The following is a 25,090-nucleotide window of genomic DNA, read 5'->3' as shown; positions in this document are numbered from 1 at the left end:
CACCACCAACCACGTGAGCGCACACACACAAGGCGACCGGCCCGCACCAGGAAGGATGTCCCGCGTCAAGTAGTTGGCAGGGTTTCTTCGATTTCGAAGTTGGGGATGGTGGGGTCGGCGAGGCCGGCGTAGACCTCTGCGGGTCGGTTCCAGGCGATCGCTTCGTGCGGGCGGACGTGGTTATAGTCCTGCCGGTAGGCGTTCACGTGTTCGACGAGCTGGAGGCCGTCGTCGATCTCTTCGCGGAACAGCCATTCGTATTTCATCGTCCCGAAGCCGCGTTCGCGTGACCCGTTCTGCCCCGGCGTTCTCACTCGTGTGCGGACGTGACGGAGCTCGGGGTGCGTCGCGATGAACGCTTCGAACGTGAACGACCGGAACGGGCCGCCATTGTCGGTCACGATCGTCAAGGTGGGCAGGATCTCCCCGGTGTGCTCGTCGACCTCGCAGTCGTCGATGAGCGGGTGGCCGAGGAGCGCCTCGAATTCGGCGAGGGCGAGCTCGACCGCGGTGACCGCGTCGTGCATGTTCGCAGTCGGCGACACGTGCGCGTCGAACTCATACTTCGCCCAATAGTCCCGACACGACGCAATCCGCCAGACCCCGCCGGCCGTGGTCTCATACTCGGAGAAGTCGAGCTGCCAAACCTGGTTCGGGCCCGTCGGTTCTTTCGCGAACGCGGCCTTGCGGCGCTCAGCGAGCTTGCGGCGCTCCCGTTGGTCATTCGCACCCAGGATCAGGCCCTCGTCGCGCAGCAGCCGCAGCACGGTCGCCTGCGATACCGGGTGCCCGTCGTGACGGGTCATGGCCCAAATCTTCCGGTGGCCCCACGCCGGATGCGCCTTCGCATGCTGCACGACGACATCACGGACAGCAACGCGAGACGGCTGCGGCCACGGACCCTTCAACGGCCGATCCGCGCGGGCCTTGGCCTGCCAGCGCCGCCAGATTCGTTCGGGCATGTCGATGAGTTCGCAGAACCTCGCGGTCGACATGCCCGCCTCGGTGCGGATCACCTCGAGGTCCTCGAAGGGCCCAACCTGCCCTCCGCTGATTTCTTCCAGACGCGGATCTCGACCGCGGCCTCGCCGAGGGCTTGGGTGAGTTCGGCGACCTCATCCTCGAGCTGTTGCTCTCGGGTCGAGGGCTTGGACTTGCCGGCCTCGATTCCGGCCTTGCCTCCCTCGAGGAACTGACGCTTCCACTTCCCGATCGCCTGCTCGGAGACCTTCTCGCGGCGGGCCGCTTCCGCGATCGAGATCTCGCCCTGCAACACGCTCAACACGATGCGCAGCTTCTTCTCCGCCGGGATCTTCGGTGGACGACTCATGATTCTCAAACCTTGCGATAGGGCCGTTGCCTCAGCAACTAACTACCCCTGCCACATAGTCTGACGCGCGACAAATTACCAGCACCATTCACAATCAAGGATGCCAGGGCATACCAACACCCCACCAGCCGCTAAATCACAAGCGAAACCCCCAATCCCATCCACACGTTCTGACCTATAAGCCATATTGGCTGGTGCCGACGGGGCCGAGTGAGCGTTCATGACATTGCGCGGTGGCTCTTCTTACGTAAAACGGCACCCCTAAGCCACGAACACGCACGCCACCTGCGACGTTCCGGTCAGAGGCGCCGAGACTCGATGACGAGTCGCTTCCCTCAGTCGATCGGACCGACGCGGTCGACTCGCTCAACCCGGTCAACCGTCCGGCGACGAGCGGTAGTCATCGTGATCAGGCCGATGATGAACACGACGACTCCGGCACCCATGAGGATGTAGCCGATCAGGTCCAGGCTGATCGCGTCGAATTCGACGTTGACCGCGAACGTCAAGATCGCTCCGATGACAAAGAGAACAATTCCGGTACTGATGGTCATGATGCGCATCTCCGTCCGAGTGGTGTTCGTGCGTCCATATATCAGGGTAGGTCATCTCGCGGCGAGCCGCGATTTGTCGCGGACGGCCCTTGCGCGCGACCTAGACGGACGTTCGGCACGGGTCGTGACGCACCTCCCAGCCGATCCTCCGGCACAGACTGCTGGTCGCCGGCCGATTCTCACTGCGAATCAGCTATCGGTCGCGCGGATGAGACGGACATGTATCCGGACGAGGCCATGCCCAGTAGGGTGAACTGCGCAACCTCGCACTTCGAACGACAGGGAACAACCATGGCGATCTCGACGGACTTCATATTGATCAGCGATCAGAATCGTGCGTTTCAGACGCTGCACGACGGACTCGCCGCCCAGGGGTTCGCTATCACTCGCACACCCAGTGGCGGTCTGCTTGCCCGACGTGGCAGCACCACTGCCACTGTGCTGCTCGGGTCACATCAGGGCGTCTACGCACGCTAGAGGCACCACAACTGCGACATATCCACCGTTGGGTCCCAGCAGCTGTCTTACCGTTCTTGACCAGGACTTCATCGCATACTCCACAACGCGTGGAATTACCTGCACCATTCACAATCAAGGATGCCAGGGCATACCAACACCCCACCAGCCGCTAAATCACAAGCGAAACCCCCAATCCCATCCACACGTTCTGACCTATAAGCCCCGAATACCGACACTAAACCGCATTCCGTAAATCTAGACAGGAAATAGCAAAGACCCCCTGACCGCGTTTCCGCTGGTCAGGGGGTCTTTAGTTGGTAGCGGGGACAGGATTTGAACCTGCGACCTCTGGGTTATGAGCCCAGCGAGCTACCGAGCTGCTCCACCCCGCGTCGGCTTATCCAGCCTAGCCGATCTGCTGCCGAGAACCAAATCGGCCTCGACCCGCAGATGGCGGTGGGGCGTCCGGTTACCCGGGCGCCCCACGCCAGTCATCTCGAAACAACCCTGGTCAGGAGGTTGCGGCGTTCAGTTCCGCCTCGGCGGCAACTGCCTTGTCGAGCGCGTCCTGCAGTGCCTGCTGCGCCGTGCCGTAGGCGGCGAAGTCGCCCTTTTCGAGTGCCGCCTGTCCCTGGTCCCAAGCGGTCTGCATGTCCGCGAGAGCCGTCTTGAGGCGCGCATTCGCATCTCCCCCCGCGTCCGGCTGCGTCGGCGCGGTGGGCTCGGTCGGCGTGGTGGGCTCGGTGGGAGTAGTCGGCTCGGTCGGCGCGGTCGGCGCGGTCGGCGCGGTCGGCTCCGTGGGAGTCTCACCAGTGGAATCGTCCGGCACAATCGGCGCGGTCGTCCCATCGTTGTCCGAGGTCTGCGCCCCGGACTCACCGCCGAATACCTGGTCGAGCGCGTCGGACAGCGTCGTGCCGAAGCCAATCTCGTCACCGAACGCAACCATCACGTACCGCAGTAGTGGATACGTCGAGCCCTGAGACGAGTAGGCATACACGGGCTGCACGTAGAGTAGTCCGCCGCCGACGGGAAGCGTCAGCAGGTTTCCGAGCTCGATCGTGGAGTTACCCTGCTTGAGGAACGTGAATGCCTGAGCCACCGTCGAGTCGGTGTTGAACTTGGTCTGCACCTGGCCCGGTCCGGGGACGGTCGCATTCCGCGGCAGCACAAGCAGGCGAAGCTTGCCGTACTCCGGGGATTTCACGCCGGTCGTCTTCCCGGCATCCGCATCGGCCGCGAGGAAGCCGGTAAGGATCTGGCGATCGGAGTTTCCGCCCGGGATGAACGTCGAGGTGAGTGAGAAGGACGAGTTCTCCTGCCCCGGCATCTGCAACGTCACGTAGTAGGGCGGTTGCAACTGCGCGGTCTTGGCGTCGCCGCTGACGGACGTGGTCGGATCGACGGGGACCTTCCAGAAGTCCTGGGCGGTAAAGAACGACGCCGCGTCTGTGACGTGATAGCGAGCGAGCACGGTCCGCTGAACCTTGAACAGGTCCTCGGGGTAGCGGAAGTGGCTCATCAGGTCGCCGCTCACCTCGGCGATCGGCTTGATCGTCGACGGGAAGATCTTCTGCCACGTCTTGAGGACGGGGTCATCCTCGTCCCAGGCGTAGAGCGTCACCTCGCCGCTGTAGGCGTTGACCGTAGCCTTGACCGAGTTGCGGATGTAGTTCACGCGCTTCGGTTCGAGTGCGCTCACGGAGGAGGACGAGGCCGTCAACGAGTCAGCAGTCGCGTCGTCCAAGGCCTGCGAGGTCGCATACGGGTAGGTCGCGGACGTGGTGTATCCGTCGACGATCCACAGGACCTGCCCGTCCACCACAGCCGGGTACACGCGACCGTCGAGTGTCAGGTAGGGAGCGACCTTCTTGACGCGCTCGGCGGGAGCCCGGTCGTAGATGACCTGGGATTCGGAGTTGACTCGATCGGAGAAGAGCAACTGTTCCGACTGCAGGTCGATTGCGTACAGCAGGCGCGAGAAGAACGAGTCGAGCTTCGGTCCCACGGACACTTCCTGCGTCGGGAACGTGGTCTTGACCTGGCCCGCGGCGGAGTCATCCGGGTAGTCGAGTTCCCACGGCTCCGCGCCAGCAGGGGCGCCCACAATGGAGTAGTCGGGCGCAGCCGGGCTGAAGTAGATCCGCTCCTCGTACGCGTGCTGCTCGCCGCCGCTCAACTTGCCAGCCGAGGGGATGTCGGACTCGAAGAATGCCGGCGATCCGTCGGATCGGACCTGGTTGCCGTACGCGGCCACGACACCGAAGCCGTGCGTGAACACGGTGTGCTGGTTGACCCAGTTGCGCTGGTCGTCTCCGAGCCCGGCGAGGTTCAATTCACGCACGCCGATCACGGTGTCGTGCGATGCGTCATCGAACGAGTACTTGTCGACCGCGAGCGTCTCGGCGAAGTTGTAGTACTGCTTGTTCTGCTGCAACTGGCGGAACGCAGGAGAGACGATGTTGGGGTCGAGTAGGCGGATCGAGGCTGTGGTCTCGGCGTCCTGCCGCAGCGCGCCCTTCTCCGCGGTCGTCTTGGCCGCGTATTCCTGCACATCGATGTCTTTCAGGCCGAACCCGGCACGCGTCGCATCGATATTGCGCTGAATGTAGGGCGCCTCAAGTTCTTGAGCGTTAGGCTGCACCTGGAAGCGGGAGACGATGGCCGGGTAGGCAAAGCCGATCAGGATTCCGGTCACGAGCATGAGCCCGATCCCGATCACCGGCAGGCGCCAGTTGCCGCGTATCGCGCACACCACGAAGAGGGCGGCGACGACGATGGCCACCACGGAGAGGATGGTCCGGGCGGGGATTCCGGCGTGGACATCCGTGTAGTCCGCGCCCTGCGCGATGGTGGTGGACGAGAGCAGCGTCTCGTACTGCGAGAACCAGATCCGTGCTGCGATGACGAGCATGAGGATCGCGGCGGTGATGTTCAGTTGGAGTCGCGCGTCCTTGGTGGCGCGGAACGCCGCCTTATTGTTGGGCAACTGCTCGATGCGCACCCCGCCATAGAGATAGGTCATGACTCCGGCGGTGATGAGCGCGAAGACCGCCGTCACGGTCAGGAAGGAGAGCAGGAAGCGAATGGCCGGTACGGCGAATACGTAAAAGCTGAGGTCGAAGCCGAACTGCGGATCCGTCTCACCGAACGGCGTCGAGTTCAACCACGTCTGGAACGTCTGCCATTGGCTGCCCGCGGCTATGCCTGCGAATACGCCGAGGCCCGCAGGCGCGATGATCATTGCCAGCTTGCGGATCGGCTCGAATGCCTCGCGGTATTGATCCATCGGCGTGGGGCGGATAGCTGTGACCGCATACACGGGACGACGCTTGTGAGCGATGAAGGCGCTTGCCCAGATCGCCGCTCCCATGACCACGAAGCCGATGACAAAGAGGACGATCGTGGTGATCCACTGCGTCGTGAGAACCTTCGCGAACCCGGCCTGGTCGAACCACCAGTACTCCGTCAGGTATCGCGATGCGACAAGGACAGCCACAACGATGACGGCCAGGACCCCAATGGTGATCGCGAGAGGTCCGAATCTCCGGTTTCGTTCTTCGTCGGCTTCCCGTCGCCGTCTAGGCCTGGACGGGTTGCTGGCTGTGGACGTCATCGTTGGAGCCTTTCAGGTCTTCAGCGTGGGGATGCGGCGCTTCACAGTGTGCATATGCCGAATATCAAGAATCCCACAGGTTCCAGGGAAGTTCCTCAATGTCGGGCAGGTAACAGGCTTTTGCGCGCTGGGCGAAATCTTCGCCGTCGCTGGCCCGCGCTCGGCCCGCCTCACCGCGAGTATCCCGGCGTGACGGCGACCGCGATGCCCACGTGAACGTGAAACCCCTAGGACACTCCCGCGCACCGCGGCAGCGATGCCAGGTCGCCTGCTCGAATGGACTCGAGTGCCTGCTTCGCTTGCGTCACGGTGGCGACCGACACGATTTCGATCCCCCGTGGCGGTGTGCGTGAGATGTCGGCGCAGTTCGACTCAGGCACCAGGAACCAGGTCGCGCCAGCCCGGGCCGCTCCCTCGATCTTGTGGTCGATGCCGCCGATGGCGCCGACGTTCCCCTCGATGTCGATAGTGCCGGTCCCGGCAATGGTCTTCCCCGCAGTGAGGTCCTCGGGTGCGAGAAGGTCGATGATGCCGAGCGTGAACATCATGCCCGCGCTCGGCCCCCCGACATCCTGGGCGTTGATGGTGACATCGACGGGAAGATCGTATTCGGGTGTGAGCAGCACCCCGAGGCGCGCGCCCGAATCCGCGGCCCCGCCACCGCTCCCGGGTTCGGCGCTCGCCGCAGGATAGGGGGCAAAGGTCAACGTTTCCTCGTCCCCGGCACGCAGCACGGTGACGTCCACGTCTTCGTTGGGGGGCAACGCGCGCACAACCGCCAGTAGTTGCTGATGCGTGACGATCTTCGTGCCCCCGATCGCCAGGATCACGTCGCCCTCCTGGACTACGTCCTCGGCACGCGTGTATGAATCCTCGCCTGCGACGCCCATGTCGCGGCGAGTCACTGGCATCGCCACCGTCAGTGTGGCCGGCACCTCGCGTCCCAGTTCAGTGAGCGCCACGACCGCCGCAGTGTCCTGCGATGAGGTCATATCGGCCTGGTTCTGCTCGCGAACCTGTTCGGTCGTGGTGTTCGGCGGGTAGTAGAGCTCGATCGGCTCGACCTGCTTCTTCGGGTCGAACCAATCGAGCGCGATAGCCGCCGCCGACATGGGCGATTCGGGAGATCCGCTCACCCCGACCGTCGTGAAGAGCACCTTCCCCGTGGTCGGATAGGTCGGCGCACCCTTGATGGTGATGACCTCGGAGGCCGTCCCGTCGGAGGAACTCATCTCCCCGAGGACGTCCTGCGTCTGCCCGGCCGACAGCGACGCATAGGGCATAGGAACGAGCAGAAAGCCGATCAGCGCGAGGGCGGTGATGGTGCCCAGGACGTCCCTCAGTCGTGCCCGCGTCATCCCACTCCTCGTGTTCGTCGTGTGGCCGCCACGGTTCCCGCGAGTGCCACCATGGCGCCAGCAGCTCCGATGGCCGCGAGCGATCGCCCGCGGAGTAGGCCACCGGCCATCCCTGCCCGCCACGAGTAGTCGGCCATCATGAGCCGTACGCACTCTGCGGTCGAGTAACGGGGCCGCCAACCCGCACGCAGAAGCGTATCGCTCCGAACCACCCACGGGTAAACCGCGTAGGCGAGGTCGCTCGCTGGCGCAGCGAGTATTCCCGCCTGATGGAGTTTGTTGGCAATCGACATCGCCCGATCCTGAGTGAGGGCAACGGTGCGCCGGCCCGCGATCGAGGCGACGGTTTGCGTGGTCTCCGCGTCCGGATCGCCAGCGAACGGGCCAAGCGGCCGCACCGCCCCGGCGGTGACGATGCCAACGAGTCCCTCGTCGGCGACGACCTGGACGGCTCCGACGAGATCATCGATGTGCAGAAACTGCCAACGCTTATCCGATCCACGCAATTGAAGCAGCCGCGGCACCTCGAAGTGACGTGTGATGAGCGTGTCGACGCCCTGCCCCACGATAGGTGCCGCACGCACGATGGTGACGCGGGCACCGGCCAGCCCGCCCGCGTCGAGGGCCTGCTCAAGCATGGCCTCGCTGTGCGCGACATCGCCGGACCAGCCAAGGTCGCCCTGCGTGGTGATCGGATCGTCTTCGGAGATTTCGGGACGAGCCCACCACGCTCCGCATACGGCCGCGGAACTCACGGCGATGAGGTGCTTGACGCCGAGCGCCCCACCACGCGACACCGCCTCGGTTACGCCCTGAGCGATGCGCTCCCGCCTGAGCGCCGGAGGCGTGGTCAGGACATCGCGGAAGTCTCCGGGATCGAGGACGACGACGAGCACTCGCTCCGCACCCGGCCTTCCGGCCTCGCGTTCCAGGCTTAGCGCGTTTCGCAGGTGCACGGCGATGGGACCGGCGCCCATGACAACGAACTCCCGAGGGACCTTCGCGCCACCTCGTCTCTGCCCGCTTGTCACGCTTGCTTCCCGGGTCCTTTCTCAGTCGAGGACGCTACCGTTATTCCATGGGCAAGCGTATCTTGCGGACCCGTAACAATGCCTGGGAGGGATCATGAATGCAGTGCCGCCATCGGATGGCGCAGTTCCCGACTGGGAGCGCATGTTCACCGATATGTTCGGGGCGAACGCGGACGCTGTGATCGAGCAGTTGCGCGCGGCGGGTATCGACCCGGCGAGCCTTCCGGGCGATGCGGGTCCGATGAATCCGCAGATGCTGCAGGCCGCCCTCCGCCAGGTACAGCAGTTCCTGGCGACCGATTCCCCGCAAGGACTCAACACGAACGCGGCCCGCGATATCGCGCGCCAGGTGGCTGCGAGCGCTGGCCCCGACCCGGTGGTGAGCGACGCGGAGCGACGCGGCGTAGTCGGGGCGTTCCAGGCGGCCGAGTTGTGGCTCGATGCCGCAACATCGCTACCGCCCGCGTCCGTGACCCACGCCGCCTGGAGCCGCGCGGAATGGGTGGAGGCGACCATTGCGACGTGGAACGCCCTGACGGCCCCGGTCGCGGAGGCCGTCACGGAGGCACTCGTCCGCGTCCTCAGCGAGGAGATGGACGGAGTGGACGGCCTGACGCCCTTCGGAGATCTGAACGTTCCAGGGCTGGCAGACGGGGTGATCTCCCCCGACGTCTTCCTTCGGCGCCTCGGCGCCATGGTGTTCGGCATGCAGGTGGGTCAGGCCACGGGCGAACTCGCCACAGAGGTATTCGGTACCACGGATGTCGGAGTCCCGCTGGTTGAGGGGACGCGTGTTGCGCTCGTGGTCACGAACGTCGAGGCGTTCGCGCGGGACCTGGATATCGATGCGCGCGAGGTCCGCCAGTTCCTCGCGCTGCGCGAGGCGGCCGCGGCCAGGTTGTTTAACGGCGCCCCATGGCTGCGCGCCCACATCATTGCGCTGATCGATGAGTATGCCCGAGGTGTGCAGATCGATTCCGAGACCCTCGAATCCACGGTCCGGGAGATCAATCCGACGGATCCGGAGGAACTTCGCAGGGTCATGTCCTCCGGCATCTTCGCGGTGGCGAAGAGCCCTGAGCAGCAGGCTACCCTCCTACGACTCGAAACCGCCCTCGCGCTCGTGGAGGGATGGGTCGACGCGGTCAGCGCACAGGCCGCGCTACCGCATTTGCCCTCGATCATCGCGCTACGGGAGATGATTCGCCGCCGCCGTGCCGCGGGCGGCCCGGCCGAGCAGACCTTTGCAACGCTCGTCGGACTGGAGTTGCGGCCTCGACGTGCCCGCGAAGCTACCGCTTTATGGGAATTGCTGAGTGCTAAACGCGGCGTTGAAGGCCGCGACGAAGTGTGGTCGCATCCAGACTTCATGCCGGTGGCCGCGGATCTCGATGCCCCGCAGGACTTCATCGTTCGCCGCGACGACTCCGTCAGCGGCGCCTTGGCAAACTTCGATGCGGAACTTGAGGCTCTGCTCAGCGGTGATCTTGGGCTCGGCCCCGACGGTGAGAGCACCGACCCCAGCGATCAGTAACTGTCGCCGGGTTCCTCGCAACCGTCTTCGGCCTCGCCGCCGACCTCATGCGCGCCCGCGTAGTCGATGCCCTGGAGGAATCCGCGTGCCCGTTCCGTGTGCGGGTACGCGCTGAGTAGCGTCCAGAACTCGTTGCCGTGCTCCGCGAAGATCGTGTGCGTCGCCTCGTGCAGCAGCACGTAGTCCACCACCCACGGGGGCATGCCACGCAGCCTGCTGGAGACGCGAATGTCGCCCGTCTCAATGCTGCACGATCCCCAGCGCTTCACCTGGTTGTCGGACCACCGCACCGAGCGGATTCGGACCCCCTTGGGCAGGTACTTGGCCGCCAGGGAGCGAGTCCTCGCCTCGAGTTCTTCATCCGATGGACGAGACCTACGCAATCGCGATTCCATGCGCTCGCGCATCTGCCGAACCCACTTCTCCTCCTCGCGGCGCCCGAGGCTGGCAGGCACGAACACAACAAGCGTGTCGCCATCGAGACGCGCGCTGATCGTCCGTTTGCGGCGATCGCTGCGGCGCACCTCGACGCGCGCCACCTGAGGGGACTCCATGCCTAGACGCTAGCGGTATCCTCGCCCCGCGTCACCTGCGGAGCGAGGATACGAGCTGATTGCTCACGATGCGAGCGCGGGAAGCGGGTTCTTACGCGGCCGGCCTCGTCCGCGCTTCTGGGCGACGACGCGCCCGTCTACGAACGACTGGCCACCCCAGACGCCCCAGGGCTCCTCACGTGCGAGCGCCCCTTCGAGGCACTGTCGGACCAGCGGGCACTCCCGGCAGAGCGACTTCGCGAGTTCGATGTCGCTCGTGCGCTCCGCGAACCAGAGGTCGGCGTCATTGCTGCGACACGGCGTCGATATGGTGGCGGCGACGAACGCTGATGCGTCCCATGCCGTGGATGCGGCGAACTCGCCGGTGATCGGCTCGCGCAGAGTCGATACAACTGCGGGGTTCATGGTCTATTTCTCCTGAACAACTCGAAAATGTGTTGTCAGGGCGACGGCGTCCGCTGCCGGCTCATGCTCGGAAGCGGGAAAAGGAAAAGGCCGTCGCCCCGGATGTCGGTGGCGCGGCCATAAGCGAGTAACGCGAGCCTAACTGGCTCCGTCGATCGAGGGACCGCACAAATTTCTGGCTGACACTGGGCTGGAGGCGGGCAGCTTTTCTGCACCCGCTCGTGCCGAGGGTGCGCCCCACGGCCGGGCTGCGCAGCGCGCTGCGACGTTGCCGAATGAAGTGATCATTGGGGGTGCACCTCCTTCGCTCCAGTCAGGGCGGCCCGACGAGGGGCCACGAAATCTACGCGGACATCAACGAGCATAGAACCCCGAGGCGAGGGTTTCCACTTAATTAAATTTTTCCTTCTGCGGGTTGCCCTGCCTTAGCCGACAGGTGCGCCCGGACTACGCCGAGGACCTGCTCGCCGTACGCCTCGAGTTTCGCTGGACCAACGCCGCGAACAACCGAGAGTTCGTCCAGGGTTGAGGGACGGATCTCGGCGATGGCAACGAGCGAGATGTTGCCGAAAACGACGTACGCGGGCTTGCCAATCTCCTTCGCGACGCGCCCTCGCCATGCGCGCAGTTCTTCGAAGAGTTCGCCGTCCACATCGCCGCTCAACGCGATGGTCGTTTCCCCCCTCGTGGATCGGCGCATGCGGTCCGGACGCGCTGGCGCTGGCCAGATGCCCGAGAGGAATCTGCTGACCTTGCGGTTCCCGCGCGAGCCCGCACGGCGAGCCCGCGCGTAGGAGAGTTCGAGGTGGGTCCGGGCACGGGTGATGCCGACGTAAAGCAGGCGCCGTTCCTCTGCGATGGCTCGGTCGGTTTCGGCCAGTGAGATGGGCATCAGACCCTCGCTGACTCCCACCAGGAACACGGCATCCCATTCGAGGCCTTTTGCCGCGTGGAGCGATGCGAGGGTTACGCCATCGACGGTCGGCGCGTGCTGCGAGTCTGCGCGCTCGGTCAATTCGGTCACGAAGTCACCCATGGTGGCGCCGCGCTTGTCGTCGAGTTCGTCGGCGAGCAGGACGAGAGCCTGCATTGCCTCCCAGCGTTCACGCTGCGCGCCGACGGCGGTGGGCGCCCGCTCGGCCCAGCCCGCATCCGACAGGACGTCGCGAACGACCTCGGGCATGCGCCGATCCGGCGCGTGATTGATCGCCGCCCGCAGCAATAGCATCGCGTCGCGCACGTCCTTGCGGGCAAAGAATCGCTGCCCGCCCCGAACGACGTATCCGATACCGGCCTCCGACAGCGCGGATTCAAAGGCCTCGGACTGAGCATTCGTGCGGTACAGCACCGCGATCTCGTGCGCGTTCACACCCTCGGCGATCAGCGCCTTCACGCGGGCGGCCACGCCCGCCGCCTCGGCGTCATCATCGCCGTACTCGGTGTACTTCACGACCGGTCCGTCGGCACCCTGCGCGATGAGCTCGAGTGGCTTGACACCCGCCGGATCGCTGGCGATCGCGCTACGCAACAGGTCGTTCGCCACGCGGACAATCTGCGGCGAAGATCGGTAGTCCCGGACCAGCTCAACGAGAGTAGCGCGGGGAAACGCCTGCCGGAAATTCATCAGAAAGTGCGGGGTCGCCCCGGCGAATGAATAGATGGTCTGGCTGGGATCACCAACCACGCACAGTTCATCGCGCCCGCCGAGCCACTGATCGAGCAGCCGCTGCTGGATGGGCGACACGTCCTGAAACTCATCGACGACGAAGTGTCGGTACTGCGACCTCACCTGCTTGGCCATATCCGCGTTGTCGTGCAACATCTGGGCCGTCAGACCGAGCACGTCCTCGAAGTCCATGACGGCCTGTTCCGTCTTGATCTCCTCGTAGCGGGCATACAACCGCGAGATTGCCTGCTCCGAGAAGCCCGCGGGAAGTTCGCGGCCGCGACGCTCGACCTCCGCGGCGTAGTCGTCGGGGCGCACCAGCATGACCTTCGCCCACTCGATCTCGCTTGCCAGGTCCCGCACCGCCACCCGATCGACGGACATGCGAAGCGAGCGTGCCGCGGTCGCCACGAGTTGCGCCTTGTACTCAACGACCTGCCAGGGCCGGCCGCCGATGATCTGGGGCCAAAAGTGCGCCAGCTGCCGCATTGCCGCCGAATGAAACGTTCGAGCCTGCACCCCCGGCACGCCGAGGTCGCGCAAGCGAGAGCGCATCTCGCCAGCTGCTCGCGAGGTGAACGTCACCGCGAGCACGTTGCGCGAGTCATAGGCTCCCGTGCGCACGCCGTAGGCGATGCGATGCGTGATCGCTCGTGTCTTGCCGGTCCCGGCCCCTGCGAGGACGCGCACGGGCCCGCGAACTGCGAGCGCCACCTGCTGCTGTTCGGGATCCAGGGCATCGATGAGCTGATCCGCTCCAGGTATTGCCCTGACCGGCGGCTCCGACGTCATCCGATTCCCCTCACGCACATACCCATAGTTTCAGTTTGCTCTGACAGAATGGTCACTATCCACAAGGACAATTGACAACGGAGGCGTCATGCCGCAGGCCCCACAAAGTCCGGCTCCCGGATCCATCGTGATGCTCTCGACGGGCTGGTGTGGTTACTGCAAGCGCCTCAAGACGCAGCTCTCGAGCGCAGGCATTCCTGTCACGGAGATCGACATCGAGACCGATCCCAGCTTCATCGAGTTCATCGAATCGGTCAACGACGGCAATCGCACTGTCCCAACGGTCGTGTACCCCGACGGCACCGCGGCAACGAACCCCACTCTGAACCAGGTCAAGTCGGCCCTCGGCATTTGACCACGTCTCGGCATGACCCGCGCGTGCCGTAGTCGACGCGACCCGGGCATCAGCCATCGAGCCACCGCCGTACGAGCGCGTGGGCGATCGACGAACCCATCGGTAGGTGCACTTCGCCGCTTCGGATCGCGGCGTTGAGGTCCTCTCGGCTGAACCAGCGCGCGTCGGCGACCTCCACGCCGTCCACCTGGATATCCGTGCTGATGGCGCGCGCCCGATACGCCAGCATGAGCGACGCGGGGAACGGCCAGGGTTGGCTTGCCACGTATTCGACCTCGCCCACCGATACTCGTGTCTCCTCGAACACCTCCCGGCGCACCGCGGCCTCCGCGCCCTCACCCGCTTCGATGAATCCCGCAAGCAACGAATATCGGCGCTCCGGCCAGTGCGAGGCATGGGCGAGAAGCAGCCGATCGCTGTCGTCGAGCACGGTCACGATCATCGCCGGGTCCGTGCGCGGGTAGTGGTCGCGGCCGCAGCCGGTGCAGGTGCGTAACCAGCCAGCCTCGCCCGGGGCCGTCGGGGCACCGCACGAGGAGCAGAAGGGCGCAGAATCATGCCACTGCGCCAGCGCAACCGCCGGTAGCGCCAGCCCAATGTCGAAGGCTCCGAGGAACTCGCCCGCAGTTCGTAGCGGCACGAAGTCCCCCTCCGGCTGTCCGGCCAATCCTGCCGTCGCCTCGCGCAGGGCGTCTCGCGTTCGCCCCGCCGTGACCGCGTCGTCAAGGCGGCCCGGTCGGCGGGGCTGCCATGTCGTGTGGTCGGTCGCGTCCTCGCGCCGCGGCCCGGTCGGAGCCGATGATGCGCCGCCGCCGCTTCCCATGGCCGAGCCCAGCGCGGCCGCCAGCACCCGTTGGTCGGGAGCGATCCACGCGAAGTAGGCAGCGACATCTGGCAGGGTGGTGCCGCTCACGGAGGCGACGGAGAACTCGTCCACATCCGCGCCGAGGAAGACGACGCGATCGCCTGGCGGACCGCCGAGAGCGCGCTCAATGCTGGCGAGCGGCACGCGAACCGCGCGGGTCTCGTTGCCTGCTCCGGTGGTCAGGATATCGGCGCCGCGCACCACGATCGCCCAGGATCGCCCGGCGCTCAGGAAGTGATGCCACAGGTCGGATCGCGACCGCCAAGCCGCCGCCCGCGTGACGTCTGAACCCGCGAGAACGAAGTCTTGCGTAGGGCTTTTCCGCCGTCCCATCACTCCCACCTTCCCGCCGTGCACACCCGCGACGCGTGGCGCTCCCGGCACCATGGGCCGTTTCCGCGTAGCGTTTACTTCGTGCACCGAACACCCTACGCCCTCGCCGCGATCGCGACCCAAGCCATACCCGCCCTCGATGCACGGCAGGTGGCTCCGCTTGAGGAGACGGTCGACGGTTTCGAGAGCGCGCTGGTCATCGATGCCGAGGCGCGCCACTGGATCGTCCGAGCGCCGCTGACGGCATCGGCCGGGGCCGCGCTGGAGGCCGAGATAGCACTGCTCGAGGCGCTCGCCGCGTACATCGATCGCGGCGATCTTCCGTTCCTCGTGCCTCGCGTGGCGGGCACGGCCCCGCTCACCGACGGCGGTCGGGCGCTCGTCCACGCGGAACTGCCCGGTTTCCCCATCGCCATGGAGCGGCTCACCCCTGGACCCGGGCTCGCCGCGAGCCTGGGGCGCGCGCTGGCTGCCATACACGAGCTTCCGGTCCATGTCGTGGAAGCGACGGGGCACCCCTCGTACACGGCGCAGAGTTATCGCGAGCGCCGGCTGACCGAGGTGGACGAGGCCGCCGCCACCGGACTAGTGCCGCCCTCGCTGCTGAAGCGATGGGAGGATCGGCTCGAGGACGTCAGCCTGTGGCGCTTCATCCCCACGGTGACCCACGGAGCCCTGGCCGCCGATTCGCTGCTGGTGCAGGCGGGCAACGTCGCGGCGGTTCGTGACTGGTCCGAGGTGAAGGTAGCCGACCCGGCTGACGACCTGGCCTGGGTGCTGGCCGCCGCACCAGCCGACTGCGTGGACTCGATCATGGAGGCCTACCAGCTGCGCCGCACCGAACTGCCCGACCCGCACCTGCTAGAACGCTCGCTGCTCGCGAGCGAGCTGGCGCTGCTGAGGTGGCTGCTGCACGGAACCCGGCACGGCCTGGCGGACGTCGTCGCCGATGCGGTCGAAATGCTGGCCGACCTCGACGTCGCAACGGCCGCGGCAGCGGGCGAGATCGTGCGATTCCCGGCCTACGGGGGCACCGGCCCGATCCCCGCGGACGATGTCGCGACCACCGCGCTCGCGATCAGCGGTGATGTCGCAGTGGTCAGTAGCGATTTCGCCGCCGCCAGCGGTGATGTCGCCGCGGCCAGCGTCACGCGGCCGCCCACGGCGGCGACCGATGTGATCTCCGCAGATGAGGTCTTGGCGACCGTCCCGGACGATATCGGCGCCGGCGATGGCGCTGGCGAGGGTGAGGGTGATCCGCCCGTTGCGCTCGCAGGCGCGGCCTGGCACGAGGAGGTTCCGGCGGGCCAGGCCGATGGGACCGGCCCTAGGGACGATGACGGCGCCGCCAATGGTGCGGGCGAGGACGACCACGCCCATGACGCCATTGCCTCCGGCGACTCGCAAGCGGATACTGCGGCGCGGGACGCACGGGGAGTTAGTTAGTCCCCGACGAGTTCGGTGAGCCTGCGGGCGAGTTCCTCGGCTCCCGGCAGCCGTTCAACTCGAACCGTCTCCCCTGTCGCAAGGTAGAAGAACGCCGCGGCGACGTCGTCGATCGGCGTTCCGGAGATCCGCGACCACGCGACCCGGTAGATGGCGAGTTGAATCTCCCGCGCGGCGCGTTGTCGAGCCTGCTTCGGTGGGGAGCCCGTCTTCCAGTCCACCACGATCTGCCCGCCCGGGTTGTCGGGATCAGCGAAGATCGCGTCGATGCGCGTACGGATGGTCCGGCTTCCCAGCGTGAACTCGACGGGAATCTCTAGCTCGACCGGCTCGCGCCCAGCCCACGGCGATGCCTCGAAGACCGAGCGGAGTTGCGCGGTGTCGTCCACGTAGTCGTCCTGCTCATACAGTTCCGCGTCGTCGATGTCGAGCAGCGCGGCTTTCGAGTAGTGGCGCTCGATCCACGAGTGGACGAGCGTCCCCCGGGTGGCCATTGGCGATGGCTTGCGCGGAATAGGTCGCCGCCAATCGCGGGACATGGCCGTGGGATCCTGAACGAGGCGGACTATCGCCGAGGCGCTCAGATGGTTGGGCGCGGCAATCGCGGCGCGTTCGCCGCGCTCGTGACGATCCCGCTCCGCGAGGAGGATCCGGGCTAGTTCCGTAACGTCGCCAACCCCCAGTTCGCCTTCGCGGTTGCTCGCCGCGATGGGCAGGACCGGGTCGGCTCCCTTCGAATCCTCGAACCGATCCCGCGGCTGGCCCGGCCGATCACCTTCCCGCCTGACCCGTGAGCCGTCCGGGACATCGAGCGGCGACGTGCTCGCGGCGACCTCGTCATCGCCGTGTTCGGGGCGGTTCCCAATCGCTCCCGCGACCGCGGCAGCGAGCGCGAGTTGCGGTGTCTGCTCTGCATGCTCGGCCTCGGCATGGCGCGGCCACCAGCCCGGCGGCGCCTCGACGCCGAGCGGATTGGCGGCGGGGCCGGAGCCCAGGTCGCGCGACTCGGGGTGGCGCGCGGCCAGTCCGGTGTCGACGAGTTCAGTCAGGAATGGCGATGGCTGCGCTGCGTTCTTCACGCCGTCGCGCCACCTGGCTCCCGTGACGATGAGCTCGGATCTGGCGCGCGTGAAGGCAACGTACGCGAGCCGGCGCTCCTCCAGAAGCGCATCGTGTCCCACGACCGCGCGGAAGGCATCAAGTCGCTGCCCCAGTTCGGCGCCGTCGGGCGCATCGAGGTCGATCCTCGCTAGGTCGCGGACGTCGCCGCGCAACGGGTAAGGCAGCGATCCCTCCCCGACCAGCCACCCTGAGCTCTGGGGCTCGCCGTTCTTGAAACCAACCGCAGGGAAATTGCCGATCGTCAGACCGGCGACCGCGACCAGGTCCCACTCCAGGCCCTTGGCTCCGTGAACGGTGATGAGTTGGACGGCACGCGGGTCGGGCTCCGAAACCGGGCGGTCAAGCCCGCGCTCCTCCCTCTCGGCTGCGGCTAGCCATGAGAGGAAGGCACCGACCGTCGAAGCCGACGCGGATGCGCTGAATCCGGCGGCCACCTGACGTAGCGCGTCGAGGTGGATGCGACCGCTGGCCGCTCCGGATGCGAGGGGCACCTCGATATCGAGGCCAAGTAGCATCTCGGCGTGCGCGAGCACCTCGGCGAGGGCGAGTCCGAGGTAACCCCGAAGGCTGCGCAGCATTCGCCCCAGTTCGCGAAGGCGAGTCAGCGCTGCCTCACTGAACTCAATGGCGCTCGGAAGCTTCCTCGCTGCGACGAGCCAGTCCAATGCGTCCGCGAGGCTCACGCGATCCACTCCCTGGCCACGCTCCCCGTCTATGCCGGCATCCAGGCGTCGCGCCAAAGTGGTGAGCGCCTTCACATCGGCCGGTGCGATGTTGAAGAGCGGACCAGTAAGGAGACGCAGTAGCGCGTCACCTCGGGAGGGATCGTGGGCGACCGTCATCAGCGCGGTCACGTCCGAGACCTCGGGTACCATCAGCAGTCCACCCAGACCTACGATCTCAACCGGAATGCCCTGCGCGGTGAGTGCCGCAGCGATCGCCGGGAAGTACTTGCGCGTGCGGCAGAGCACGGCCGCGCTCGGGCGGCGCACGCCCTGCCATCTTTCGGCGATGTACTGCGCGATGTGCGCGGCCTCATCCTCGATCGTGTCCGCCCACAACCATGCCACGGCGCCGGCCTGCGCGCCTGGCCGGGCCGTCAGCTGAGGGACCTGGATCCCCGCGAGTTCGTCGCGAAGCGGCTGGGCGACCTGGTTCGCCGCGGCCAGCACCGCCTCGTCGTTGCGCCACGACGTGGTGAGGTTCAGCAGAGTCGCACGTCCGCCGTCCGCCGCGGGAAACTCGTCCCGGAACCGTCCAAGCGCGGAGGCGCTCGCACCGCGCCAGGCGTAAATCGACTGGTGCGGGTCGCCCACGGCCATCACGGGGTGCCCGCCGCCGAAGAGCGCGGCGAGCATGGTCGTCTGCGCGTGGGAGGTGTCCTGGTATTCGTCCAGAAGCACCGCGGCGTATCGTCTGCGCTCACCCTCGCCGACCTGCGGCGCGCTACGCGCCAGGAGTGCGGCCCGGGAGATCTGGTCTCCGAACGACAGCGCGCCCGCGCGCGCCTTGGCTTCTCGCAACGCGGCCACGATGTCAAGCAGTTCTGAGCGAAGCCGTAGCGATTCGATGAACCTTGCGGCCTGCGCATTCATCGAGCGCTTCTTCGGCCCGTAGGGCAGTCGCTGCAGATGATGGAGCGTGCTCGCGAACCACTCTCGCGCCTCACTGACTTCGCAGAGGTGCTCGGCGAGCGCGGAATCGAGGCTCATGGCGGCCGAGATGATGGTTCCCACCGCCTTGTCCGTGTGCAGATCCACGGGCCAAGTGCCCACTATCTCGGAGGCAAGCTGCCAGTTTCCGGCGTCCGTGATGAGCGCTGAATCCGGCTCGATGCCGACGCGCAGACCATGCTCGGACACGAGCGCACCAGCGTATGCGTTATAGGTCGCGACCGCCGGGCGATCCGCGAGGGACAGCGTCGCGGACTCCTGTCCGAGATGGCGACGCAAGCCGCCGAGTCGGGTGTCTATGCGGTGCGCGAGTTCGGCGGCCGCCTTGCGCGTAAAGGTCAGCCCGAGGATCTCATCGGCCTGGACGATGCCATTTGCGATGAGATAGACCACGCGTGCGGCCATAGTCTCAGTCTTGCCGGATCCAGCGCCCGCAACCACGATCGCGGGCGTGAGCGGCGATTCGATCACCGCCCGCTGCTGCTCCGTCGGGCGAGGCAGCCCCAGCGCGTCGGCGATGTCGAACGCGCTCATGACGACCACGCCCTGCCGTTCGTCAGGCATCATCGCCACCGACCTTCGCCTGCAGCCGGCGGTCCTCAACGGTCGAGTAATCGCTTCGGGGCGCGTCAGTGTCGGTACCGGAGCAACCGCGCGGGGGCACTAGCGTCTCCCCTTGAGGTTGCAGCGGGCACGAGGACGCTATGGGGCAGGTCCGGCACGCGTCGCCGATCCGGGCCCATAGCCTTCCTGCGGCCATGATGTCCGCTGCCTGGTCGACCATCCGGTGCGCCCACTGGGGATCGGGGAATTCGGCGAGCGCCCGCTGCGAGCGCTCGCTGGCCGATTTGGTGGCGGTACCGAGGTAGACGAGCCTTGCGCCTGCAGGTGGCAGGACTGGAATCGCGTCGGGATCGGACTGCCCAGGCCTTTCGGTGTCGGCATTCGCATGCTCGGCTACGGCGCCGGTCGCAAGCGCAACCTGGTAGGTCGCGAGCTGAGGATCCACCTCCGCCTCCGCGGCCGTCATGGCGGCCTTGCCGGTCTTGTAATCCGTCACGAGCAGTCCGGCGCCCGCTAGGTCGAGCCGGTCGATCGAGCCGCGCACCGTGACCTCCCCCGCGTCCACCGAGAATTCGAGCTCGCGCGCAAGCGGTGGGCCGTGGAGCCGCTGGAACTCACCCAGCTTGCGCGCCATCTCGGATGCCTCCGAAGCGATCTGCATCGTCGGCCATCCAGGACGCAGATTCAGTTCTCCGAAACGTTCTTCGAGCGCGGCGACGACGGCGCTCTCGTCTCCTTCCGGCAGGTCGCGCGCGATGCCGTGAACGAGGCTTCCGACGTGGTTGGAGACATTAGATCCAGGCGTGGCGTCGAGGGTCTCAGCCGCCCATCGGAGGGAGCATTGGTGCGCGAGCGCCACTCGGGATGGCGAAACCGCGACACTACTGCGGTCGGCGAGAGCACGAGGATTGGTGGGCGCCGCGACCCCGTACCACGTCGCCGGGTCGGCTGCGGCGACGCCTCGCTTCGCGAGATCAGCGAGCAACGTGGCCCACGCCTCTCGCTCGGGCGGGCCTGTGATCGCTCCGAAGTGCCGCGCACGCAGCACGATGCCACGCAGGTCGAGCGGCGGTGGGGCGCTCATGGTCTCGTCAGGCTCAGGACACACCAGATCGCACAGCGGCGAGGGCTGAATTTCATCGTCGGCGACCGCAGTGATCGTTAGCGAGAACCGTGCTCGCGAACAGGCGACCTCGAACAGCCGCAGTTCGTCGTCGAGGACGCTTCGCCGCGCGGCACGCGGATCGCGGCCATCGCCGCGTCCATCGACGATGTCCGCGAGCTGCACGGCTCCGAGCAGGGAGTCGCGCAGGCGCAGGTCCGGCCAGGTTCCGACCTGTACCCCGGCGACGATCACATGCGACCATTGGCGTCCCGCGGCCTGCGCCGGCGTCAGCACGTCCACCGCCTCGCCGTGAGACGTCGCGGCCAGTGAATCCGCCGGCAGATCGAATTGACGGATGAACCGGATGAACTGAGCGGCTGTCGCCGCAGCGTTGCGTTCCGAATAGATCTCCGCTTGCTTGAATAGCGTCATCATCGCATCGAGGGACTGGTCGGCAGCTACGGCGCGTGGCCCCGATTGCACGGCCAGATCGCGTATCCGTTCGGCCACGCCAGCTGCGTCCCACACGCGCCACAGCGTGTCGCTCACGCCGGCGGATTCGAACCCCGCTGACGCGCCGGGCACGCGCGCGGCGGAGATGGCCGCCGTGATCATGGCGGCTACTCGGTAGGCGGCGGCCGCGACAGGCGTCCCCGCGAGATAGGAATCCGCGAGCGCATCCAGCCCGCCGCGCGAAGTGAACTGCTGGACAAGCAAGCGACGCCCCAGTTCTCCGGCGTCGGCAAGGAGCACCCGCCGAAGCGATCGGATGGCGACCGGATCGAGGTCCCCAAAGGGGGAGCCGAGCAGGTCGGTGAGGTATGCGTCGTCCCACTGGCCGGATTCGCCGCGCAGGACGGTCTCGAGCAGGAGGCGGACCATCGGATCGTCCTTGAGTGCGCCCTCCGCGCCCTCCGCGCGGGCGGGCACGCCCGAACGCTGTAGGTCCGCGACGATCTCGCGCACCGCCGTGCCTGATCGCACTATCACGGCGAAGTCGGACCACGGCTCGCCTCCAACGAAGTGGCGGGCGCGCAGGCGCCACGCGATCCACGCAACCTCATCGCCGCGCGAGCGAAAGTGCAGGCGCGCCGCTGCGCCCGCCGGCGAGGTCCCGGCCGCGGCGGAATCTGCGCCCGCCGACGGGGAGATGGCCGCGACAGCATCTGAGAGCGGCGAGAACCCGGCCGCGCGGGGAGTTGCGACCGGAGGCGAGGCACCCTGCGGAGGCGGCTGCGCGCACGTCGTCGAGTTCGGCGGCCCCGGCTCCGCCGGCGTCGACTCCACCGTGCCAGGAGGTCGCAAGCGGTGGCGAACGCCTGCCGCGGCGCCGATCTGCGCGCTCACCTCAGCCACCACAGCTGCGATGTCAGCGCCGAATCGGTACTGCCGGGTCAGCACGATGGGCTGCGCGCCGAACGCTCCGATGCTCCCTGCGCCCCCGCTAGTCGGGCCGGTGCCACGAGGCAGTTCCGCGGCAGCGACGAGATCCGGCCGCGAACCGCGGAAACCCTGAACGGTCTGGTCGGGATCGGCGAACAAAATGAGTTGCGCCCCGTCGCTCTGCAGGGCCGACAGCAGTCGGGCCGTGGCCGCGGTGGCGTCTTGGTACTCGTCCACGACCACGAGATCCCAGCGCTCGCGCGCGGGAATCTCGTCCTGCGCCCACGACCGCGCGACGCGCGACGCGCGGTCCACGATAGTCGCGGAATCGAAGCGCGCTCCGCGATCGGGCGATTGGCTGGCCAGGTCCGTAACGTTCAGATACTCGTCGTACATGGCTGCCACGCCCGCCCACGCTGGACGATCATGCTCGCGCGCCAGCGCAGCAAGGTCCGACGGCGTTAAGCCGCGCTCGGCGCAGCGCATGATGACATCGCGCAACTCTGCGCGGAAGCCAGCGAGCGCCAGCGTGTCCGCGCTGATCTCGGCGGGCCAATGGATGGGAACGCCGAGGCCCCGCAGGTGGCCGGAAATCAACTGGGCGAGTTCGACATCCTGCTCCGGGCCGGTGATGAGCACGGGATCGGGCTCGCCCAACAGGCGTGCCTGGGCGGCGAGCACGGCGAACGCAAGCGACGCCACCGAGCGCACGGCCACGCCCTTGACGGTCCGGTCCGTGCGCGCCATCACGGCTTCGCGCATGCGACCTGCGGAACGACGCGAACTCGTGAGGACCATCACGCGCCTGTCACCGTAGGCATCGCCCAGGGCCTGCACCGCGATTTCGGCCGCGAGGGTGCTCTTGCCCGAACCCGGCGGGCCGGTCACGACGATGGTCTGTCCGGTCCCAGCCGCGGCAAGGACCTGCCGCTGTGCCACGTCCCACTCCCACGGGCGAGCGCCGTCCCCGTGCGGGCGCGTCGTGGTGCGTGAGGAGATCATGCAACAAGTGTGCCAGCGGCGTCGGACATCGCCCGATCCCGACCGGGGACGCTCGCTTCGCGCGCAACCGAGACATGAGCGCTAGGTTAGGAGGGAACGGTCGTTAACTTTTGCTGAGTTGGAGGATGAAGCATGGCTATCTTGCGCGGGCTCGCCCGAATACTCATCGTGGCCCCCGTGATCAGCCAGAGCGTGGACGCGTTGCGTCATCCAGGGGAACATGTCGCGGCGGCCCGGAGCCTCGCCGCCCGCACCCCGCTCCGCGAGCGCGCATCGGTGATCGACGATGCCAAGTGGCGGCTCGCCGTGCGGGCGCATTCGGCAGCCACGATAGCGACGGCCGTGGGTGTGGCGCTCGGCCGAAGTCCCCGCGCGGGAGGGACGTTGCTCGCTGCGCTCACCCTGCCCCGCGTCGCAGCCACCGCACCGATGACACCGGGCCGGCGGACGCCCGATGCCGCATTCGTGTCGGCCCTCGGCGCGCTGGGCGGGGCCCTCGCAATCGCCGCGGATTCTCGCGGTAAGCCTTCGCGTGCGTGGCGCAAGGCCCAGGCCGCAGCGACGCGCGACGACGAATGACCCACCGGGGGGCCGGTAGCCTATGGGGGTGACATCCTCTCCTGACCGCCCCGCACCGATGCCCGGGAACTGGGCCGCGCCCCGCGCTCCCGAGAGCGGTTTCGCGGCCACGATCTCCGTCCCCGGCTCGAAGTCTCTGACCAACCGCTACCTGGTCCTCGCCGCCCTCGCCGACGCTCCGACGACCGTTCGCGGAGCCCTTGATTCGCGCGATTCGCAGCTCATGATCGCGGGCCTGCGCGCGTTAGGAGCGACGTTTTCTCCCGGCACTTCGCCGGACGAGTGGCACGTCACGCCGATCACCACGCCCGCAGCGCCGGTGACCATAGACACCGGGCTCGCCGGAACGGTCATGCGATTCCTGCCTCCCGTGGCGGCGCTCAGCGGGATCCCAGTCCACTTCGACGGGGACGAGGGCGCCCGCGTCCGGCCCATGGGACCGATCATCGCGGCGTTGCGCTTCCTGGGAGCCGGCGTCGATGATTCCGGTCGAGGGTTGCTGCCATTCACGGTGACCGGCGGCCCACGCGTGATCGGAGGCACCGTGGACGTGGACGCATCCACGTCCAGTCAGTTCGTATCCGGCCTACTGCTCGCCGCAGCCAGGTTCAGGGGCGGGTTGACGGTCCGCCACGTTGGCGCAGCGCTGCCCAGCATGCCCCACATCGCGATGACCGTGGCGGTGTTGCGCGAGGCCGGCGTGGACGTGGACGACTCGAAGCCAGCCAGCTGGCGGGTCTCTCCCGGTCCGATCCACCTGGGCAGCGTCCGAATCGAGCCGGACCTTTCGAACGCCGGCGCGTTCCTGGCGGGCGCCGCCGCAGCCCCCGCGGGCACAAGGGTCACGATCACCGGCTGGCCCTCCGCGACTACGCAGCCGGGCGACCTCATGCCCGAAATTCTGCGTTCCATGGGTGCGCAGGTCGAGCTGGCTGGCGACCGGCTGACCCTCACATCGACCGGTGGACTGCACGGGATAGACCTCGACCTTGCGGCCGGTGGCGAACTCGCGCCGCAGATCGCCGCACTCGCGGCACTCGCGACCGGCCCCACTCGCCTGCGCGGCATCGCGCACCTGAGGGGGCACGAGACTGACAGGCTCGCGGCGCTGGCCGCCGAGATCAACCGCATCGGCGGCAACGCGGAGGAGACGTCCGACGGTCTTGTCATCGCACCGCGGCCGCTGCACGGGGGGCTCTGGCACACCTATCACGACCACCGCATGGCGCACGCGGGCGCCATCATCGGCGTCCGCGTCCCCGGTATCGAGGTGGAGAACATCGCCACGACGTCGAAGACGCTGCCCGGCTTCGACCGCCTGTGGGAGGCCATGCTCGAAGGGAGCGAGGGCTAGCCGCAAGGCG

At 67.0% G+C, this 25,090-nt stretch carries 18 protein-coding genes and 1 tRNA gene; 5 read left to right on the top strand and 14 right to left on the bottom strand.

Features of this window, described 5'->3' with window-relative positions; genetic code table 11:
- Positions 1-65: 65 nt before the first annotated feature.
- The 8 genes from FB461_RS02140 to FB461_RS02110 all read right to left on the bottom strand — a co-directional run bounded on the left by FB461_RS02140 (position 66) and on the right by FB461_RS02110 (position 8,294).
- Complete coding sequence (locus tag FB461_RS02140) at positions 66-1,016, bottom strand: integrase core domain-containing protein (protein WP_142118536.1); 951 nt, start codon at positions 1,014-1,016, stop codon at positions 66-68.
- Complete coding sequence (locus tag FB461_RS02135; protein ID WP_142118534.1) at positions 1,013-1,330, bottom strand: transposase; 318 nt, start codon at positions 1,328-1,330, stop codon at positions 1,013-1,015. Before FB461_RS02135 ends, FB461_RS02140 begins: the two co-directional genes overlap by 4 nt.
- Positions 1,331-1,665: 335 nt before the next feature.
- Entirely contained in the window at positions 1,666-1,884 is a 219-nt protein-coding gene (locus FB461_RS02130) for a DUF6458 family protein (RefSeq protein ID WP_142118532.1), read from the bottom strand.
- A gap of 382 nt (positions 1,885-2,266) precedes the next feature.
- Positions 2,267-2,473, bottom strand: a complete 207-nt coding sequence (locus FB461_RS12225) for a transposase-like zinc-binding domain-containing protein (RefSeq protein WP_425466873.1) — start codon at positions 2,471-2,473, stop codon at positions 2,267-2,269.
- A 185-nt stretch (positions 2,474-2,658) separates the two neighbouring features.
- Positions 2,659-2,735, bottom strand: a tRNA-Met gene (locus FB461_RS02125).
- Positions 2,736-2,854: 119 nt separating this feature from the next.
- Positions 2,855-5,959: a UPF0182 family membrane protein gene (locus FB461_RS02120; RefSeq protein WP_142118530.1), complete on the bottom strand. Its 3,105-nt coding sequence runs from the start codon at positions 5,957-5,959 to the stop codon at positions 2,855-2,857.
- Positions 5,960-6,186: 227 nt separating this feature from the next.
- The gene (locus tag FB461_RS02115; protein ID WP_142118528.1) at positions 6,187-7,317 is read right to left on the bottom strand and encodes a YlbL family protein; all 1,131 of its coding nucleotides are present in this window, start codon (positions 7,315-7,317) and stop codon (positions 6,187-6,189) included.
- The gene (locus tag FB461_RS02110; RefSeq protein ID WP_142118527.1) at positions 7,314-8,294 is read right to left on the bottom strand and encodes a Rossmann-fold NAD(P)-binding domain-containing protein; all 981 of its coding nucleotides are present in this window, start codon (positions 8,292-8,294) and stop codon (positions 7,314-7,316) included. Before FB461_RS02110 ends, FB461_RS02115 begins: the two co-directional genes overlap by 4 nt.
- Before the next feature lie 148 nt (positions 8,295-8,442).
- Between FB461_RS02110 and FB461_RS02105 the strand changes: the two genes are divergently transcribed.
- Positions 8,443-9,882, top strand: a complete 1,440-nt coding sequence (locus tag FB461_RS02105; RefSeq protein ID WP_142118524.1) for a zinc-dependent metalloprotease — start codon at positions 8,443-8,445, stop codon at positions 9,880-9,882.
- Here the strand turns inward: FB461_RS02105 and FB461_RS02100 are convergent.
- The 3 genes from FB461_RS02100 to FB461_RS02090 all read right to left on the bottom strand — a co-directional run bounded on the left by FB461_RS02100 (position 9,876) and on the right by FB461_RS02090 (position 13,299).
- Positions 9,876-10,436 carry a M48 metallopeptidase family protein gene (locus FB461_RS02100; RefSeq protein WP_142118522.1) on the bottom strand — a complete coding sequence of 187 codons (561 nt, stop codon included), beginning with the start codon at positions 10,434-10,436 and terminating at the stop codon, positions 9,876-9,878. The genes FB461_RS02105 and FB461_RS02100 overlap by 7 nt on opposite strands.
- A 63-nt stretch (positions 10,437-10,499) precedes the next feature.
- Positions 10,500-10,841 (bottom strand): WhiB family transcriptional regulator, encoded by a 342-nt coding sequence (locus tag FB461_RS12405; RefSeq protein WP_142118520.1) that lies wholly within the window; start codon positions 10,839-10,841, stop codon positions 10,500-10,502.
- Positions 10,842-11,235: 394 nt separating this feature from the next.
- A complete protein-coding gene (locus tag FB461_RS02090; RefSeq protein ID WP_142118518.1) occupies positions 11,236-13,299 on the bottom strand; it encodes an ATP-dependent helicase in 2,064 nt (687 codons plus the stop codon).
- 88 nt (positions 13,300-13,387) lie between these two features.
- Here FB461_RS02090 and FB461_RS02085 point away from each other — a divergent pair, with 88 nt between their 5' ends.
- Positions 13,388-13,654: a glutaredoxin domain-containing protein gene (locus FB461_RS02085; protein ID WP_142118516.1), complete on the top strand. Its 267-nt coding sequence runs from the start codon at positions 13,388-13,390 to the stop codon at positions 13,652-13,654.
- Positions 13,655-13,703: 49 nt separating this feature from the next.
- Here FB461_RS02085 and nudC read toward each other — a convergent pair whose 3' ends face one another.
- Complete coding sequence (nudC, locus tag FB461_RS02080; RefSeq protein ID WP_246045963.1) at positions 13,704-14,852, bottom strand: NAD(+) diphosphatase; 1,149 nt, start codon at positions 14,850-14,852, stop codon at positions 13,704-13,706.
- A gap of 81 nt (positions 14,853-14,933) precedes the next feature.
- On the opposite strand from nudC, the gene FB461_RS02075 reads away from it, so the two are divergent.
- Complete coding sequence (locus FB461_RS02075; RefSeq protein ID WP_142118514.1) at positions 14,934-16,298, top strand: phosphotransferase; 1,365 nt, start codon at positions 14,934-14,936, stop codon at positions 16,296-16,298.
- Here FB461_RS02075 and FB461_RS02070 read toward each other — a convergent pair.
- Positions 16,295-19,660, bottom strand: coding sequence for an ATP-dependent helicase (locus FB461_RS02070; protein ID WP_142118512.1), 3,366 nt, complete (start codon positions 19,658-19,660; stop codon positions 16,295-16,297). The genes FB461_RS02075 and FB461_RS02070 overlap by 4 nt on opposite strands.
- Positions 19,650-23,147, bottom strand: coding sequence for an ATP-dependent DNA helicase (locus FB461_RS02065; protein ID WP_142118510.1), 3,498 nt, complete (start codon positions 23,145-23,147; stop codon positions 19,650-19,652). Before FB461_RS02065 ends, FB461_RS02070 begins: the two co-directional genes overlap by 11 nt.
- A 132-nt stretch (positions 23,148-23,279) precedes the next feature.
- On the opposite strand from FB461_RS02065, the gene FB461_RS02060 reads away from it, so the two are divergent.
- Both FB461_RS02060 and aroA read left to right on the top strand, forming a co-directional pair.
- Positions 23,280-23,726, top strand: coding sequence for a DoxX family protein (locus FB461_RS02060; protein WP_142118508.1), 447 nt, complete (start codon positions 23,280-23,282; stop codon positions 23,724-23,726).
- Between the two features lie 22 nt (positions 23,727-23,748).
- Positions 23,749-25,080, top strand: a complete 1,332-nt coding sequence (aroA, locus tag FB461_RS02055) for a 3-phosphoshikimate 1-carboxyvinyltransferase (protein WP_142118506.1) — start codon at positions 23,749-23,751, stop codon at positions 25,078-25,080.
- The last annotated feature ends 10 nt before the right edge of the window (positions 25,081-25,090 follow it).

Source organism: Rarobacter faecitabidus (genome assembly GCF_006716265.1).
Taxonomy (GTDB): Bacteria; Actinomycetota; Actinomycetes; order Actinomycetales; family Cellulomonadaceae; genus Rarobacter; species Rarobacter faecitabidus.
Note: the sequence above shows the minus strand (reverse complement) of the source record. Positions and strands in the feature narration are given on the sequence as shown.

Coding starts and splice junctions, on each gene's coding strand:
- FB461_RS02135 (WP_142118534.1), bottom strand. CDS start 1,330: ATGAGTCGTCCACCGAAGATCCCGGCGGAGAAGAAGCTGCGCATCGTG.
- FB461_RS02130 (WP_142118532.1), bottom strand. CDS start 1,884: ATGACCATCAGTACCGGAATTGTTCTCTTTGTCATCGGAGCGATCTTG.
- FB461_RS02120 (WP_142118530.1), bottom strand. CDS start 5,959: ATGACGTCCACAGCCAGCAACCCGTCCAGGCCTAGACGGCGACGGGAA.
- FB461_RS02115 (WP_142118528.1), bottom strand. CDS start 7,317: ATGACGCGGGCACGACTGAGGGACGTCCTGGGCACCATCACCGCCCTC.
- FB461_RS02110 (WP_142118527.1), bottom strand. CDS start 8,294: ATGGGCGCCGGTCCCATCGCCGTGCACCTGCGAAACGCGCTAAGCCTG.
- FB461_RS02105 (WP_142118524.1), top strand. CDS start 8,443: ATGAATGCAGTGCCGCCATCGGATGGCGCAGTTCCCGACTGGGAGCGC.
- FB461_RS02100 (WP_142118522.1), bottom strand. CDS start 10,436: ATGGAGTCCCCTCAGGTGGCGCGCGTCGAGGTGCGCCGCAGCGATCGC.
- FB461_RS12405 (WP_142118520.1), bottom strand. CDS start 10,841: ATGAACCCCGCAGTTGTATCGACTCTGCGCGAGCCGATCACCGGCGAG.
- FB461_RS02090 (WP_142118518.1), bottom strand. CDS start 13,299: ATGACGTCGGAGCCGCCGGTCAGGGCAATACCTGGAGCGGATCAGCTC.
- FB461_RS02085 (WP_142118516.1), top strand. CDS start 13,388: ATGCCGCAGGCCCCACAAAGTCCGGCTCCCGGATCCATCGTGATGCTC.
- nudC (WP_246045963.1), bottom strand. CDS start 14,852: ATGGGACGGCGGAAAAGCCCTACGCAAGACTTCGTTCTCGCGGGTTCA.
- FB461_RS02070 (WP_142118512.1), bottom strand. CDS start 19,660: ATGATGCCTGACGAACGGCAGGGCGTGGTCGTCATGAGCGCGTTCGAC.
- FB461_RS02065 (WP_142118510.1), bottom strand. CDS start 23,147: ATGATCTCCTCACGCACCACGACGCGCCCGCACGGGGACGGCGCTCGC.
- FB461_RS02060 (WP_142118508.1), top strand. CDS start 23,280: ATGGCTATCTTGCGCGGGCTCGCCCGAATACTCATCGTGGCCCCCGTG.
- aroA (WP_142118506.1), top strand. CDS start 23,749: ATGGGGGTGACATCCTCTCCTGACCGCCCCGCACCGATGCCCGGGAAC.